The organism is Caldisericum exile AZM16c01 (genome assembly GCF_000284335.1).
Taxonomy (GTDB): domain Bacteria; phylum Caldisericota; class Caldisericia; order Caldisericales; family Caldisericaceae; genus Caldisericum; species Caldisericum exile.
Genome location: NC_017096.1, coordinates 687029 through 701553, shown reverse-complemented (window position 1 = coordinate 701553; position 14525 = coordinate 687029). Strand labels below are relative to the sequence as shown.

The 14525-nt window shown below is 39.0% G+C and carries 12 protein-coding genes and 7 tRNA genes; all 19 read right to left on the bottom strand.

What is annotated here, in order from left to right:
• Positions 1 to 5 precede the first annotated feature (5 nt).
• The 19 genes from clpX to CSE_RS03350 all read right to left on the bottom strand — a co-directional run bounded on the left by clpX (position 6) and on the right by CSE_RS03350 (position 14510).
• Positions 6 to 1217, bottom strand: a complete 1212-nt coding sequence (clpX, locus tag CSE_RS03440; protein ID WP_014453253.1) for an ATP-dependent Clp protease ATP-binding subunit ClpX — start codon at positions 1215 to 1217, stop codon at positions 6 to 8.
• Positions 1218 to 1224: 7 nt separating this feature from the next.
• Positions 1225 to 1812, bottom strand: coding sequence for an ATP-dependent Clp endopeptidase proteolytic subunit ClpP (gene clpP / locus CSE_RS03435; protein WP_014453252.1), 588 nt, complete (start codon positions 1810 to 1812; stop codon positions 1225 to 1227).
• A 1-nt stretch (position 1813) separates the two neighbouring features.
• Positions 1814 to 3034, bottom strand: a complete 1221-nt coding sequence (gene tig / locus CSE_RS03430; protein WP_014453251.1) for a trigger factor — start codon at positions 3032 to 3034, stop codon at positions 1814 to 1816.
• A 59-nt stretch (positions 3035 to 3093) separates the two neighbouring features.
• A tRNA-Leu gene (locus CSE_RS03425) sits at positions 3094 to 3178 on the bottom strand.
• Positions 3179 to 3201: 23 nt separating this feature from the next.
• Positions 3202 to 3277 (bottom strand) — tRNA-Lys (locus tag CSE_RS03420).
• 13 nt (positions 3278 to 3290) lie between these two features.
• A tRNA-Arg gene (locus CSE_RS03415) sits at positions 3291 to 3367 on the bottom strand.
• Positions 3368 to 3370: 3 nt separating this feature from the next.
• A tRNA-Arg gene (locus CSE_RS03410) sits at positions 3371 to 3447 on the bottom strand.
• A 2-nt stretch (positions 3448 to 3449) separates the two neighbouring features.
• Positions 3450 to 3526, bottom strand: a tRNA-His gene (locus tag CSE_RS03405).
• A gap of 6 nt (positions 3527 to 3532) precedes the next feature.
• Positions 3533 to 3609, bottom strand: a tRNA-Arg gene (locus tag CSE_RS03400).
• A gap of 6 nt (positions 3610 to 3615) precedes the next feature.
• A tRNA-Pro gene (locus CSE_RS03395) sits at positions 3616 to 3693 on the bottom strand.
• A gap of 130 nt (positions 3694 to 3823) precedes the next feature.
• Positions 3824 to 5218 (bottom strand): uracil-xanthine permease family protein, encoded by a 1395-nt coding sequence (locus CSE_RS03390; protein WP_014453250.1) that lies wholly within the window; start codon positions 5216 to 5218, stop codon positions 3824 to 3826.
• A gap of 154 nt (positions 5219 to 5372) precedes the next feature.
• Entirely contained in the window at positions 5373 to 7715 is a 2343-nt protein-coding gene (locus CSE_RS03385) for a xanthine dehydrogenase family protein molybdopterin-binding subunit (protein WP_014453249.1), read from the bottom strand.
• A 9-nt stretch (positions 7716 to 7724) separates the two neighbouring features.
• On the bottom strand, positions 7725 to 8189 hold the full coding sequence (locus CSE_RS03380) for a (2Fe-2S)-binding protein (RefSeq protein WP_014453248.1): 465 nt from the start codon (positions 8187 to 8189) through the stop codon (positions 7725 to 7727).
• A gap of 9 nt (positions 8190 to 8198) precedes the next feature.
• Positions 8199 to 9080, bottom strand: a complete 882-nt coding sequence (locus CSE_RS03375) for an FAD binding domain-containing protein (RefSeq protein ID WP_014453247.1) — start codon at positions 9078 to 9080, stop codon at positions 8199 to 8201.
• A gap of 13 nt (positions 9081 to 9093) precedes the next feature.
• Positions 9094 to 9909: a cyclase family protein gene (locus CSE_RS03370; RefSeq protein ID WP_014453246.1), complete on the bottom strand. Its 816-nt coding sequence runs from the start codon at positions 9907 to 9909 to the stop codon at positions 9094 to 9096.
• A gap of 18 nt (positions 9910 to 9927) precedes the next feature.
• Entirely contained in the window at positions 9928 to 11355 is a 1428-nt protein-coding gene (locus CSE_RS03365; RefSeq protein ID WP_014453245.1) for a YlbE family protein, read from the bottom strand.
• 2 nt (positions 11356 to 11357) lie between these two features.
• A complete protein-coding gene (gene fdrA / locus CSE_RS03360) occupies positions 11358 to 12911 on the bottom strand; it encodes an acyl-CoA synthetase FdrA (RefSeq protein ID WP_014453244.1) in 1554 nt (517 codons plus the stop codon).
• Positions 12902 to 13717: an oxamate carbamoyltransferase subunit AllH family protein gene (locus CSE_RS03355; protein ID WP_014453243.1), complete on the bottom strand. Its 816-nt coding sequence runs from the start codon at positions 13715 to 13717 to the stop codon at positions 12902 to 12904. The genes fdrA and CSE_RS03355 overlap by 10 nt, the downstream gene beginning before the upstream one ends.
• Positions 13718 to 13784: 67 nt before the next feature.
• The gene (locus CSE_RS03350) at positions 13785 to 14510 is read right to left on the bottom strand and encodes a hypothetical protein (protein ID WP_014453242.1); all 726 of its coding nucleotides are present in this window, start codon (positions 14508 to 14510) and stop codon (positions 13785 to 13787) included.
• Positions 14511 to 14525 lie beyond the last annotated feature (15 nt).

The window sequence follows — 14525 nt, the reverse complement described above, 5'->3', positions numbered from 1 at the left end:
CCGCTTTACGCTGCCTCTTTAAGATTAATTCGTTCATTCTTTGTATTTAAAAGGATTGGTTCAACAGCATCTTCAAGGAAAGCCTTGGTAATAATACATCTTTTTATGGATTTATTCTGAGGTATCTTATACATGAGCTCAATCATAGATTGCTCAATTACAGCACGCAAGCCACGAGCACCAATATTCAATTCTAATGCTTTATCTGCAATATATTCAAGAGCGTCCTTTTCGAATTCAAGTGAGACTCCATCAATTTCGAACATTTTTTGATACTGCTTCACGAGTGCATTCTTTGGCTCGACCAAAATTCTAACGAGTTCTTCCTTGGAAAGCCTATTGAGCCTTGCAATTACTGGAAATCTCCCAACAAACTCTGGAATCATGCCGAACTTAATTAAGTCTTGTGGAAGGATTCTCAAATTATCATCGTTTGTAATCTCTTGTGCAAAGCCAATTTTCCTCTTCTTATTTCTCTCCTCAATAATTTTTTCGATGCCTTCAAAGGTACCTCCACCAATAAATAGTATATCCTTTGTATTCACTTTAATAAATTCCTGCAAAGGATGTTTTCTTCCACCCTGTGGTGGTACATTCGCAACGGTGCCTTCAAGTATTTTAAGCAGTCCTTGTTGAACACCTTCACCTGATACATCTCTTGTTATTGATGGATTCTCGCCTTTTCTTGCAATCTTATCAATCTCGTCTATGTAAGCAATTCCTTTTTCCGCTTTAGATACATCAAAATCAGAAGCAATAAGAAGCCTCTGGATAATGCTTTCTACATCCTCTCCAACGTAACCTGCCTCTGTGATGCTTGTTGCATCAGATATTGCAAGTGGGACATCAAGAACTTTAGATAGTACTTTTGCAATAAAAGTTTTACCAGATCCGGTTGGTCCAATTAGTAGAATATTGCTTTTTTCTATTTCAACTTCTTCATTTTGTTGAAAAATCCTTTTATAGTGATTATAAGCCGCAACTGAAATTACAAGTTTTGCTTCCTCTTGACCAATTATATACTCATCAAGAAACGCTTTTATTTCGCTTGGAAGAGGTATGTTTTTCCTCGACTGTTTTTTCTTTCCCTCATGCATTAAGAGATTATATGCTTTTAAAACGCACTCATTACAAATATACACACCATCTGGGCCTGTTATTAATTTGTCAACTTCACTATAAGATTTTCCACAAAAAGAACATCTTGGTTCTTCCATATAGTTCCTAAGGCTCCCTTATGGAGATAATTTGATCGATTAAACCGTATTCTTTTGCCTCTTCTGGAGACATAAAGTAGTCTCTTTCGGTATCCCTTTGTATTTTTTCAACAGGTTGTCCAGTGTGTTTTGAAAGTATTTCGTTTATCATCCTTTTTATTCTTATAAGTTCTTTTGCTTGTATTTCAATATCAGTTGCCTGTCCCTGTGCACCACCCCAAGGTTGGTGAATTAAAATCCTCGAATGAGGAAGTGCATACCGCTTTCCCTTTCTTCCTGCAGCAAGAATTACTGCAGCAAGAGATGCAGCCTGCCCTAAACATATCGTTGCAACAGGTGCTTTAATGTATTGCATTGTATCATAAATAGCCATTCCGGGAATTACCTCACCACCAGGGCTATTTATGTATAGATATATATCCTGAGTTGAGTCCAGAGATTCAAGATAGAGAAGTTCTGCAACAATCAAATCAGCATGTACGGTTTCAATCTCACCAGTTAAAAATATTATTCTGTCTTTTAAAAGTCTTGAATAAATGTCAAAACTTACTTCTCCTCTTCCTGTTGTTTCAACAACGCTTGGAATAATTGGCAACTTACTCACCTCCAAACATTATTATAGTATTTTCTTTCAATATTGAAATAGCCTTGTTTTTCAATATTTCGTTTCTTATATATCTTTCAATTTCCTCGTTCATTTTAACACTGCCCTTTTCTATATGCTCATCTTGAAGAATTCTTTCAAATTCTTTTTCAATTTCATCTTTAGAAGCCATTAAGCCCTTCTTCTTTATAATTTCTCTTAATATAAGCGTTTCTTTTAATTCTTGAATTACATCTTTTTTAATTTCCTCTTTAAATTGATCAACAGTTTTTCCTTCTTTTTCAAGTAAAGATTCAAGTTTTAGCCCGTGCTTTAGATATTCAGTTTCATACTCCTTGTAACGAGACTCTACTTCACCTTCAATATATTTCTTAGGGAGTTCAACATTTAAATCTTTAGCAACTTCATACAACGCTTCTCTTCCTCTATTCTCTTCCAATTGAAGTTTTTTATTTTCGTAAATTTCAGACTTTATTTTTTCCCTAAGCGCTTCAAGAGACTCCGATCCAATTTCCTTTGCAAAGTCATCATTAATTTCTGGGACCTTTTTTGTTTTAATAGAAATTACTCTAAATTTAACAACAGTATTTTGAGTTTCAACTTCAAACTCTTCACCTATATTCTTTCCCAAGACCAATTCATTAAAATTACCAACAACCTTGTCCTTCCCAACTTCAACAGTGATAGTCTGTTCATCTTTATCCCCAATTCTATATGCAACCTCAATTATGTCGCCATTTTCAACAGGAGAATTTTTGGGTTCAAGTTCGGTAAAAGTTTCCTGAAGTTCCTTTAGTTTTTCTTCTATTTCGCTTTCTTTCACTTCAATCGTCCTTTTTATTTCCAACTTTTTTTCAGGGTCAAATTCAATTTGCGGGAGAAACTCTACAGTAACTTCGTAAACAATCTTATCGTGAGAAAACTCTTTTACATCAACCGAAGGCTTCGTAAAAGGTTCTATATTTTCTTTTTCAAAGAATTCAACTAATGATTTATCAAGAAGCAACTCAAAGGCTTCTTCAAGCAAACGCTCAGAGCCAATATACGCAGAACCTATCTCGTAAGGCGCTTTTCCTAATCTAAATCCAGGGATTTTAATTTTTTTAGAAAGATTAGAATAAGCCTCTTTTTTAGCGTGCTCAATTTCGTCTTTAGTGTGAGCAATTTCTGCTAAAATCTTTGATTGAGTTCTCTCTTTTACTGTATAATCCATTTTTCACCTCTCTTTAAAATAATCCAACATATTTTAATGAAAACTTTAAAAATAAAAAATGGTGCGAAGGGCGGGAGTTGAACCCGCATGAGTTTCCTCACTGGATCCTAAGTCCAGCGCGTCTGCCAGTTCCGCCACCCTCGCACTTTTATCGTCCAAAATAAAAATGGTGGGTTCTGCGGGGCTCGAACCCGCAACCTACGGATTAAGAGTCCGTTGCTCTACCAGTTGAGCTAAGAACCCACATATATATAAATGGCGCGCCTAGCAGGAGTCGAACCCGCAACCAACGGATCCGAAGTCCGTTGCTCTATCCAGTTGAGCTATAGGCGCACGTGGTGCGCCCAACAGGATTCGAACCTGTGGCCTGCGGATTAGGAATCCACCGCTCTATCCTTCTGAGCTATGGGCGCCTTGGGGTGGGTGAGGAGACTCGAACTCCCAACGGCCGGATCCACAGTCCGGTACTCTAACCAGTTGAGCTACACCCACCATAAATGGCGCGCCCAGCCGGATTTGAACCAGCGACCGACGGATTAGAAATCCGTTGCTCTATCCTGCTGAGCTATGGGCGCACCTAATGGTCGGGGCGGAAGGATTTGAACCTTCGACCTTTTGGTCCCAAACCAAACGCTCTACCCAAGCTGAGCCACGCCCCGATCAGGCAATATATTGTATTGAGTTTGCAAAAAAAATCAAGAGGTAAAATCACTTATTAAGCCTAAAAAATGCAAAAAGGGGAAGCTTATGCTTCCCCTTTAAAATTAAATGATAATTTACTTGCAATAATTACCTTACGCCAATTCCTCTTTCTTTGTCTGTTCCAGGAATTATGTTGTCAAGAATACCTGCCGTAACACCACCAACTGCCATACTGGTGTGGAAAATACCATTGAGAATGTTTGCAAGCCACGTTGCACCAGGTATTGTAATAGGATGTGCAGAAATGACAGATGGCAACCCAAGACCAAAAAGGAATGCAAACCCAAGAATCATAAGATTCCTTGTTGATGTTACATCTGCACGTGCAAATACCTGAACACCAAGAGCACCAATGAGACCAAAAAGCGAGAGGTATGCTGCGCCAATTATCGGTGAAGGCATGGTTCCAATGATTGTCCCAAGCTTCCAAAGGAAGCCAAGAACAATAAGGATGACAGCGCCAGTCCTAATAACTCTTCGTGAAGCAATTCCCGTAAGGGCAACGACACCAATGTTTTCTGTGTATGATGTTGTTCCAACACCGCCAAGGATACCTGAAATGATACAGCCAAGTCCTTCTGCTCCAATTCCTTTTGATATCATTTGGGATGTTGGATCAGGAAGACCTGATGCATAAGAAACACTGTGATAATCTCCAAATGACTCAATCATTGAGGATGTATATGCAGCAAGAATTGCAGCAAATCCAAATGAGTCAAATTTGAAGATATTTCCATACCTTAATGGCTTTGGCCAAACAATCCAAGGTGCATCTGCTATTGCCTTAAAGTTAATAAACATTGGGTGTCCTTCAGGGAATAGTTTTATCGCAGTTCCAAGAACAGCAAAAAGATACAGAATTGCAACTGCAAGGAAAACTGGGAAAGAGTTAATTTTACTATTCTTTACAACAAGCGCAAATATAAAGATAAGGATAACGCCTACAATAGAAACTGGCCAATAACTTGAAGCAGTATTGACTGCAACAGACGCAAGGCTAAATCCAATAAGCATAATTGTAGGGCCAATTACAACAGGAGTAATGACTTTCTTAAGAAGCCCTATTAAACCTGAATAACCTACAACTAATTCATAGATACCACCATAGAAAAGAGCACTTCCAAGTGCTGTCATCATCTCATTTATTCCACCGCCGCCCTTTTTCACATTCTCAAAGATTGCCGTTGCAGCGGGTATGAATGAGAACGACGAGCCTTGGACAATTGGAAGTCCTGACCCAATTCTTGAATCACACTGTAAAAGTGTTGCTATACCCATTACCATGTAAACTGTAGCAATAAGGATTCCGGTTTGTTGTGGGCTCATTCCCATCGCTTGTGAGAAGAGAATTGGTACAAGAGTTGTTGCACCAAAAAGTGTAAGTACATGCTGCAAACCTGCAACAAAAGAGAATCCCCACGATGGATAAGAATCCACTGGCCATGGTACCACTCTTGTTGCTTTAAATTGTTCTTCTGCCATCTTAAACCTCCTTTTTAAATTTTTTTTAATAAACAGTCTTTTCGCTTACTGTAAGATTTAAGAACTTTTCAAACATTTTTTAAACTCTTACCACCTCCTCCTTGCTTATGTGGGTGCCTAACATAGCACCCACATTTTTAACATTATACACAAATTAACTGTTTTTTTCATTAAGAGCCTTTATAATTTTTTCTGCAGTAATAGGTGGATTCTTAATCCTTATTCCAAGTGCATTTTCAACAGCATTTGCAACAGCAGGCATTACGGGAATCATAGTATGTTCCGCAATACCTCTTGCTCCAAATGGACCATCTGGTTGAGGAACTTCAACGATAATTGGGTGCATCTCTCTTGGCACATCAAGTGCAGTTGGGATTTTATAATCTGTAAAATTAGGATTGAGAATTCTTCCATCTTCTGCGAATTTTACCTCTTCCCAAAGTGCTGTTCCTAATCCTTGAACAAAACCACCTTCGATTTGTTGCTTTACAATATCAGGATTTATAGCCTTACCTGCATCGAAAGCTTCTGCCATTCTTATAACTCGTATTCTTCCTGTTTCGGTATCAATTTCAATTTCCACAGCACCTGCACCAGTAGTATAGTGCACATTGGGATGTCCTCCTTGACCGGTTTCTGGATTCACCTTTGCCGAAGTAAATTCTGGCATGAATGATCCACGTCCAAGAATAGGCCCTCCTCGATATGTTCCGTCAGGCATTTGTACTCCATCAATGACAAAACTTTCAAATGGAACCTCGAAGTCAGGTTTAGTGTAGCATTTAACTTTTCCATTTTCAAGATAGAGATTTGCTTTTTCGATATAGTACGCTCTTGAGATAACATCAAGAATCTGTTCTTTTGCATCGATTGCTGCACGTCTCACTGCATTTCCACATGACCAAGTGACATGAGATGCAACAGTTTGCCACTCATAAGGGTTCCTGTCAGTGTCAGGAAGTTCAACTCTAATTTTTTCAAGAGGAAGCGAAAGTTCTTCTGCTGCAATTTTCGCCATTGCAGTTAAGAATCCCTGCCCAAGTTCCATTCCTGATACGAGGACGTTTATACTTCCATCTTCGGAGAACTTAATGAAAGCGGCAGAAGATTCGTTTGCAGGCATTGCTGGTGCTTTCCAAACAGCAGCAAACCCTTTTGCTCTAACTTTGTGAGACTCCTTTGGCTGCTCTGATGGTTTTCCCCATTCTATTGCCTTTGCAACTTCATCAATGCATTGAAGTATTCCTGTTGGACCCATCTCAACACCATAAGCAACCGTATCACCTTCTTGAATTGCATTTTTCTTTCTAAATTCAACTGGGTCTATACCAAGTGCCTTTGCAACCCTATCCATGTGGCTTTCAAGTCCAAAGTGAAATTCTGAGTAGCCAAAGCCTCTATATGCTCCACAAGGAGGTCTATTTGTATAAATCGCAAAGGAATCAATCCACACATTTGGAATTCTATACGGTCCAATGGCTGAAAATCCTGTTGCGTTAACAACGTTTGAACCGTATTCAGCAGAAGCACCAACGTCCCAATAGAGTTGATGCTTTAATGCCACAATTGTTCCATCCTTCTTTACACCCATCTTAATATACGCATGAAGTTCCTGACGCATTGAGGTATCATAGAATTCTTCTTTTCTCGTATACCTAATTTTCACAGGGTGACCAGGAACCTTTAATGCACATGCCGCAGCAACAACTTCCATGTTCACGCCTGCTTTTCCGCCAAATCCACCACCAACATAAGGAGCAATAACTCTTATATCCTTATGTTTCAATTTAAAGGAACGGGCGATAATGTTACGCTGAGTATGTGGAGATTGAGACGAATTCCACATTGTTAATCTTCCATCCGGTGTATAAAGAGCAGCTGAAACATGTGTTTCAATAGGGGCATGTACTACATGCGGAACTATATACCAATCTTCTAATATGTAATCTGCTTCTTTAAAGGCTTCCTCGACATTTCCCTTTCGAATTTTCCTTACATGAGCAATATTTGTGCCAGGTTGAGGATAAAGCCATGGGACAACTTCATAGTTTCCAAGTTCAGGATGAATTAATGGTGCATCTTCTTTAATTGCAACAAGAGGATCTTGGATAACAGGAAGTGGTTCATACTCAATTTCAATGAGTTTTACTGCTTCATCAGCAATTTCCTGGGTCGCCGCGATTACTGCCGCAACGTGTTGTCCAACGTATCGAACTCTGTCAAGAGGGAAAACATAATTATCCTTAAGATAAAGACCGTATCGATAAGGAAAATCTTTTCCCGTAACTACTGCATAGACACCATCAAGGGCCTCGGCCTTAGAAGTATCAATTTTCTTGATTGTTGCATGCGCATAAGGGCTTCTTAAAATTGATACATACAGAGTTGCAGGTCCAAGGTCAATGTCGTCTACGTATTTCGCAGTTCCTGTAATTTTTTCGAGGCCATCAAGTCTCGTCGCTTCATGACCAACATATTTAAGTTCTAATTCTTTCATAAGCCCCTCCTATCCCTTTTTTGCAACATCCAAAATTGCTTCGACTATTGGATTATAACCTGTACATCTGCAGAGGTTTCCTGCAATATACTCTCTAATTTCTTCTTCATCTGGGTGAGGGTTTTCATTTAAAAGTTCTGTTGCTTGAATTATCATGCCTGGTGCACAAAATCCGCATTGGAATGAGTTATGTGCAAGAAAAGATTTCTGAAGCGGTGTAAGACCATTAGCTTGGAGCCCTTCAACTGTTGTAACTTCATGCCCGTCTACCTCAATAGCATAAACTATGCAAGACCTGATTGCCTTACCATCTAATAATACGGAACAAGCACCACACTCTCCCCTTCCACAGCCATATTTAGGACTCTTTACTCCAAGTTTATCTCTTAACACATCAAGTAATTTTTCATAAGGTTTTACTTCAACCCAGACCTTTTTGCCGTTTAATATAAAGGTTATCTCTTTTTTCTGCATGTTACCCTCCTAAACCAAATTAGTTCCATAAACAGGACCACTTCCGTGGAGTCTTTCATACGATGCTTTTAAGGACCTCTTGAAAAGAACTCCACTTACATGCATTCTGTATTCTTTGCTTGCCCTCACATCTGAAATTGGAGATATAGATTTAAGTGCAATTGGAATAGCCTCCTGAATAAGGGAATCACTCAACTCTTTACCTTTTAGGAACTCTTCTACTTCAAAAGCTCTAACTGGCGTAGGAGCAACTGCACCAAATGCAATACGATATTCAAGGTCCTCAGAGATAAATGTTGCAACACCAACTTGTGCAAGATCTTCACCATCGTAACGACCCAATTTTATATAGTTTGCACCATATTTCCTCACTTCAAGGGGAATTCTAATTCCCGTGACAATCTCCGAAACTTGAAGAACAGTCTTTCTTGGACCTGTAAAAAATTCTCTAATAGGAACAAGTTTATCGCTGTCTCCTTTTATCTCAACGAGAGCGTCAAGTATAAGAAGTGTTGGTGCTGAATCAGCGGAGGGTACTGCAGAACAAATATTACCAACAAGAGTTGCCCGATTCCTTACACCAACTGAGGCGACAGTTTTTGATGCTTCAAAAAGCACAGGAAAGTGCTTTTTCACCAAATCTGAATGAATTATTTCAGAGAAAGTTGTAAGCGCACCAATCCAAAGATAGTTGTTTTCCCTAATCTCAATTCCTTTTAAGAAATCAAGTCCTTTAAGATCAATAACATAATCTGGCGCAAGCATTCCGTCATCAACCATTACTGCAACATCTGTTCCGCCTGCAAGCAATTTTGCTTTGTCGCCAAATTGTTTTAGCAATTGAAGAGTTTCGTCTACTGTCGATGGTTTAAAGTACTCAAAGGTCTTCATAAAAACCTCCCCTTTATGGAGCCCAGGCAACTATACGCGTCCAGGCCGACTCCATTTCTATTCCTTTAACGTTAAACGCTCCAACATAAACTCTCTTATTACTGAGTTTATCAATATCTCCACCAAGGTTCTCTGCGTGAACTAATCCCTTTGGGAAAAGTTTTAGATGCATAATTTGATAGAACTCTTCAGGTGGGAACATCTCATCCCAAGATTTACCATATTTTTCTTTTAACTTCTTTTCAGCCTCAAGGAATAGTTTCGGGTGCCAATTCCTAAGAATTGTATTCATTGGATGGTCGGCACTGCCACAATCTACACCAATCCACTTAAATTGCATCTTCAGAGCCCAATCAGGAAAATCTGGACTTGGCCCAGGATGCTTTACCATGTAACGCACTTCATCTGCTTCCTTTTCATACCATGCATACCTATGATAGCCAGTATTTATAATGAGAATATCCCCAGGTCTTATGTCTGCTTTTTTCATAAGCATCTCTGGGGTATAAAGGTCGTAATCACCAACTTCATCAGAAATATCAACAACAACTCCAGGACCGACCCACTCTTCGAGTGGAACAGCACCAATTGCTCTTCCTGCTCCGTAGAAATGGATCTCACCATCCATGTGAGTACCTACATGGTTGCTTGAAGTAATAATCTGTCCATTAGCGCCTTGACCTCTATCTGCGCCTGCAATTCTTTTGAAATATTGAATGCCAAGTGGCATATAACTCGGCCAAGGTGGTGTGTGAACGCTAAGCGGTTGAGTTAAGTCGTACATTTTAATTTCTTTAGTCATTAAATTAATAAATTCTTCTGTTGTCATGATGTTTTGCCTCCCTTTTTATGAATATTTTTTTACAAAAGCAATTAATGCCTTCTTAAATACTTCCATTGGTGCATCAACGAGTCCTGCACCAACCTGTCCAATTCCAGGCATCTTGTGAGCAATACCCGTGTCAATAAAAGGAGGGATTCCTTTCTCAACCACGGCCTTCACATCAATGCCCGTAGGTGTGCCTCTAAAATTAAGATAAGGAACTTGATATGTAGTGTTTTCACCAATTGTTATTTCATACATCATCTTTGTCTTGTTAATTGCTTCTTGAGGTGTACCGCCAGTGAATTGAACAATTGCAGGTGCTGCAGCAATTGCAAAGCCACCCCACCCTGCTGTTTCTGTTATAGAACTATCACCAATATCTGGATTTGCATCTTCCTTGGTAAATCCAGGGAAGTATAGTGCATTAGGTGGAACTTCTGCAGGTGCAGTAAACCATTCGTCCCCTAAGCCAGAAACCTGAATACCAAAATCTGTTCCATTCCTTGCCATTACGACAACCATTGTGGAACCTTCAATATTCCTTGCAGCGTCAAGACTTGCCTTCGCTGTTGCCATAGATAAATTGAGGAAGAAATGATCATTTCCGTCAATGAATTTAAGAACACGTTCTACAACATCTGTATCGGACGTTGTTTTCACAATTGCAGGTGCAAGTTGCCTAAATAAAATAGACGTTGCTGCCCTGTTTCTATTATGTCCTTCGTCACCCATATGAAGGGCTTGGGCAAGAATATTTTTAAGGTCAATTCCGCCAAGGTACTCGATTGCCCTTGATAAGGTTGGATATAGGACCGATTCCATCCACTTTAATCTTTCAATTACTTCTTTTGAATAAGCGCCCATTCTAAGAACTTTTCCAAGTCCTTCATTCATGTTTGTATAGGCTTTATTGCCGTAGGTCTCATTAACAATTTCAAAAACCGGCATTGAGGGGGAAACAACACCCGCCATTGGACCAACAGCCTGATGATGATGACATGGTGAAAATTCAATTTTTCCAGATTGAGCAAGCTTTTCAGCGTCTTCAAGGTTTTCTGCCCATCCTTCGTATAAAATCGCACCAAGGACTGCTCCTTTCATTGGACCGCACATTCTATCCCATGTAACAGGGGGACCAGCATGTAATAACATATTACTCTTCATGCCAGGTATAAGATCAAGAGCCTTGCCCATCCTTACAAGTTTTGGTCTTGCAGAAACAAGCCTTTTAAAAGCCTCTTCATTTGCTTTTTCTATATCCACTTTTTTAGATATTACTATTTCGTTAAATTTGTCGAGTGCCTCTCTTACATCCTCACCAAAAGCTGGTGGAGACCAGTCAACGTGGACAACTTTATAGCCCGTTGCTCTTAGGCTGTCAGCAAATGCAGTTAGTCCAATATTTATAACCTTAAGTTCACTTTTAAATAGTTCGTTCACCTTGCTCATAATTAACCTCCAATTTCCTTTATTACGTAACCTGCTACTTTAGATGCATAGGCATTTCTTTCATAGACATGTGCAGACGCATTTTTTAATGCAGTAATAAGTGCTCTTTTGTTCTGAGGATCCTTATCTGTCCCGGTAACATTAACAATTACAATTGCATCACTTGTCTTCTTAACTTCCTCAATCACAGGCACGAGGTCTTCAATGGGATGCATATTAGTTCCATAACCAATTACCACATCAAGATAAATCACAGCTACCTCTTTATCCTTTGCTTCTTCAAGAATTCTTTTATTTCTCAGCTGGAAATCAATTTGGGGGTGAGGTCTGCCTACCGTAAACTCATCTTCTCCAAGGTCAACGATTGTGTGTTTTTCGCTCTTCCAAGAATCCTTAAGTTTAAATTCAGGTCTAAGTGGAACATTAGAATACACCTCTCCTATCATATCGGTTAGTATTAGTTCCGTTTCATAAGCCAGTGTTCCGCCCTGAAAAAGCCCTCTAAAATACTTCTGACCATGTTTGAGTTGTTTTGCAAGTTCATGTGCTTCTTTCTTAATTACCTCTTCTCTTTCTTCAATTTCCTTCTTGAAAGAGTCAAAGGAAGTTCCTTTTGAAAGGCTTACTGCAAGAAGTGCCGCTTCTTCAAGAGTTGAGACAGGATACGCACCAAGATTTTCAACTAATTCATTTGGTGCACCAAGAAAACATCCAACAACAGGTTTCTTGTTATTCTTTAGAACTTCTTTGAGTTTCTGGAGGACACTTTCATGTGGCGGTTTTGAGATAAGAACAATTACCTTTGTATCTATATCTTCAATTAAGGCTTTAAGACCGGTAAGGAACGACAATCCACCATAATATTCCTTCATGTCTATTCCGCCTGTTCCGATTGCTTGGGATATGCCTCCACCAACATTTGAAATGATTGAAGAAACTTCCTGAAGACCAGTTCCCGCTGCAGATACAATCCCTATATCGCCTCTCTCAACTACGTTTGCAAATCCAAGAGGTGCACCATTTATAATTGCGGTTCCACAGTCTGGTCCCATAACGAGAAGACCTTTTTCGTAACCAATTTTCTTTGCAAGAAGTGCTTTTTCTTTTGGCACATTGTCGGAAAATATCATTACATGCAAGTCTTTTGAAAGTGCCTTAATTGCCTCATCTCCAGCGTATTTGCCTGCAACAGATATAAGCACTAAATTCGCATCTCCCATTACCTTTAAAGCACCATCCAAACTCCTTGGCACATAATCCTGAGTCTCTTCAGACTTCGATCTACTTTTCTTAAGTATTTTTTCCACTTCAGAGAGTGCCTTATTTACAGTTTCTTCATCTTTGCCCTTAATGACTATCAAAAGGTCAGAATCGGTTGCGCTTTTAAATTCTTCAAGTAACATTCCTGAATTCTCAAGAATTGATTTATTTTGTAACGTTCCCATCACAATGGCGGCATCTTCAACTCCAGGGATATTTAAAGCGTCTTTTTGAACAAGCATCAATGTTACTGAATCATAGTATTCGCCTTTTTTCAACATGCCTTTTACTGCCATAATTTTTTGCCTCCTTCTAAAAGTTTTTCAAACCCTTTAACAAAACCTGTGAGAATATCCGCACCAGAGGTTTCGCCAAAGGATAACATCTTCAAAACACTCTGCTCTAAATTTTGCCCAGTAAAAAGAGATAATAGAACATTTTTGAATCTCTCATAGAAAAATCCGAGTGATGTGAAATAAAGAAAGGTGTTAGAAACCTCATTCTGCGTTTGTGCAAGAATAAATATAGTGTTGCGAATTTCAGAAAGATCTATTTCAAACAACCTTTCATACAAATACATCGCAGACAAAAATCCCTCGATTAGGTCATCTCCTTGCGGTGTAAAACCATAGCCTAACCCTTTTAGAATATGAATCGAACTAAAATCAAAGTTTATTAAACGGTTGAAATAATTCTCTAATTTATCTACTAAATTCAAATTAAATGATCCCTTAAAATAAATCTTTCTTGACGGATCGATAAGAAAAGCTGAACTTAAAGGCTGAGAATATTGTTTTAAAATGTTTTTGACTTTAACGATGTTTTTCAGTATAAAATCAATATCTTTATGCGGTAATGAAAAAGTTGAATCATATATAACGGGGCTATGATGCAATAGTGCTTCCTTCAATTCGTTAATAAAAATCTCTTCAATTGTGTCGCTTTGAACAACAACTGAATTAGGACCAGCACCGATATCTTCTGAAACCAAAAAAACCAATCCACTATCAGTATAAAGATTGATAGCATGCGCAAATGAGGAATGGATACCTAAAATCTTAAATTCTAAATCTATTTTGTCGCCCACTGAGATTACCTTCATTCCTACCTTTTTGTAAAAAGTAATATTTTCCCCCAAGAATCCTCTTGGGGGAGCCACAATATTCCCTTTATTCCTCTAAGGTTTCTGGAACTTCAAATTTTTCAGCTGCTTTTAAAAGATCTTCGGGAACTGGTGCCTGCAATTTTGCACCAATCATATCTTCAAGATACCTTTTTACTGTTGTTTGCCAATATTCTTTTGTAATGTAGTAAACCCTTGCTCCACCTAATTCATGCTGTACATCTGGCCAAGGGTAAGATGGCTGGGCCATTCCAACGCCCCATCTCTTCCATCCGTTGTAACTTTCATAAGTTGCCCAAAACTCTCTTTGTCCAAGAATTTCAAAGGTATAATAGGCCTTCGCATAGTACATTACAGCACCAGCCTTCATTCCACGCATGAAAGCCATTGTATGTAAACTTATGTTGATATCCCTGTTCATTAATCTTCCATTACAAAACGCTGCAAGCTTTCCATCGACAATACCGACCATTTGATAAGGATCTTTTAATCTATTTCTAAGCCATCCAAGTAGTTCAGCATAAACTCTTACACCAACGATGTCGTAGAAATCGTGATCTGTGTCGATCAATTTCTTCAAAAGAGGGAAAAGAAGCGGTGCTTCATCCTTCCTCATTTCTCTAATAACCATTGTTCTTCCATTAGGAAGGGTGATATACATCGGCTCCCAACGTGGAAGATCCATTGCAGGACCACTTAACAGTGGCTCAATCTCTTCTACCTTAAAAATTACCTCATTCTGCGATACCTTCTCTGGTACCTCTTTTTTCATCTCACTACCTCCCTT

Bases quoted from the DNA above. Each gene is read 5' to 3' on its own strand.
- clpX (WP_014453253.1), bottom strand. From the start codon at position 1,217: ATGGAAGAACCAAGATGTTCTTTTTGTGGAAAATCTTATAGTGAAGTT.
- tig (WP_014453251.1), bottom strand. From the start codon at position 3,034: ATGGATTATACAGTAAAAGAGAGAACTCAATCAAAGATTTTAGCAGAA.
- CSE_RS03390 (WP_014453250.1), bottom strand. From the start codon at position 5,218: ATGGCAGAAGAACAATTTAAAGCAACAAGAGTGGTACCATGGCCAGTG.
- CSE_RS03385 (WP_014453249.1), bottom strand. From the start codon at position 7,715: ATGAAAGAATTAGAACTTAAATATGTTGGTCATGAAGCGACGAGACTT.
- CSE_RS03380 (WP_014453248.1), bottom strand. From the start codon at position 8,189: ATGCAGAAAAAAGAGATAACCTTTATATTAAACGGCAAAAAGGTCTGG.
- CSE_RS03375 (WP_014453247.1), bottom strand. From the start codon at position 9,080: ATGAAGACCTTTGAGTACTTTAAACCATCGACAGTAGACGAAACTCTT.
- CSE_RS03370 (WP_014453246.1), bottom strand. From the start codon at position 9,909: ATGACAACAGAAGAATTTATTAATTTAATGACTAAAGAAATTAAAATG.
- CSE_RS03365 (WP_014453245.1), bottom strand. From the start codon at position 11,355: ATGAGCAAGGTGAACGAACTATTTAAAAGTGAACTTAAGGTTATAAAT.
- fdrA (WP_014453244.1), bottom strand. From the start codon at position 12,911: ATGGCAGTAAAAGGCATGTTGAAAAAAGGCGAATACTATGATTCAGTA.
- CSE_RS03355 (WP_014453243.1), bottom strand. From the start codon at position 13,717: ATGAAGGTAATCTCAGTGGGCGACAAAATAGATTTAGAATTTAAGATT.
- CSE_RS03350 (WP_014453242.1), bottom strand. From the start codon at position 14,510: ATGAAAAAAGAGGTACCAGAGAAGGTATCGCAGAATGAGGTAATTTTT.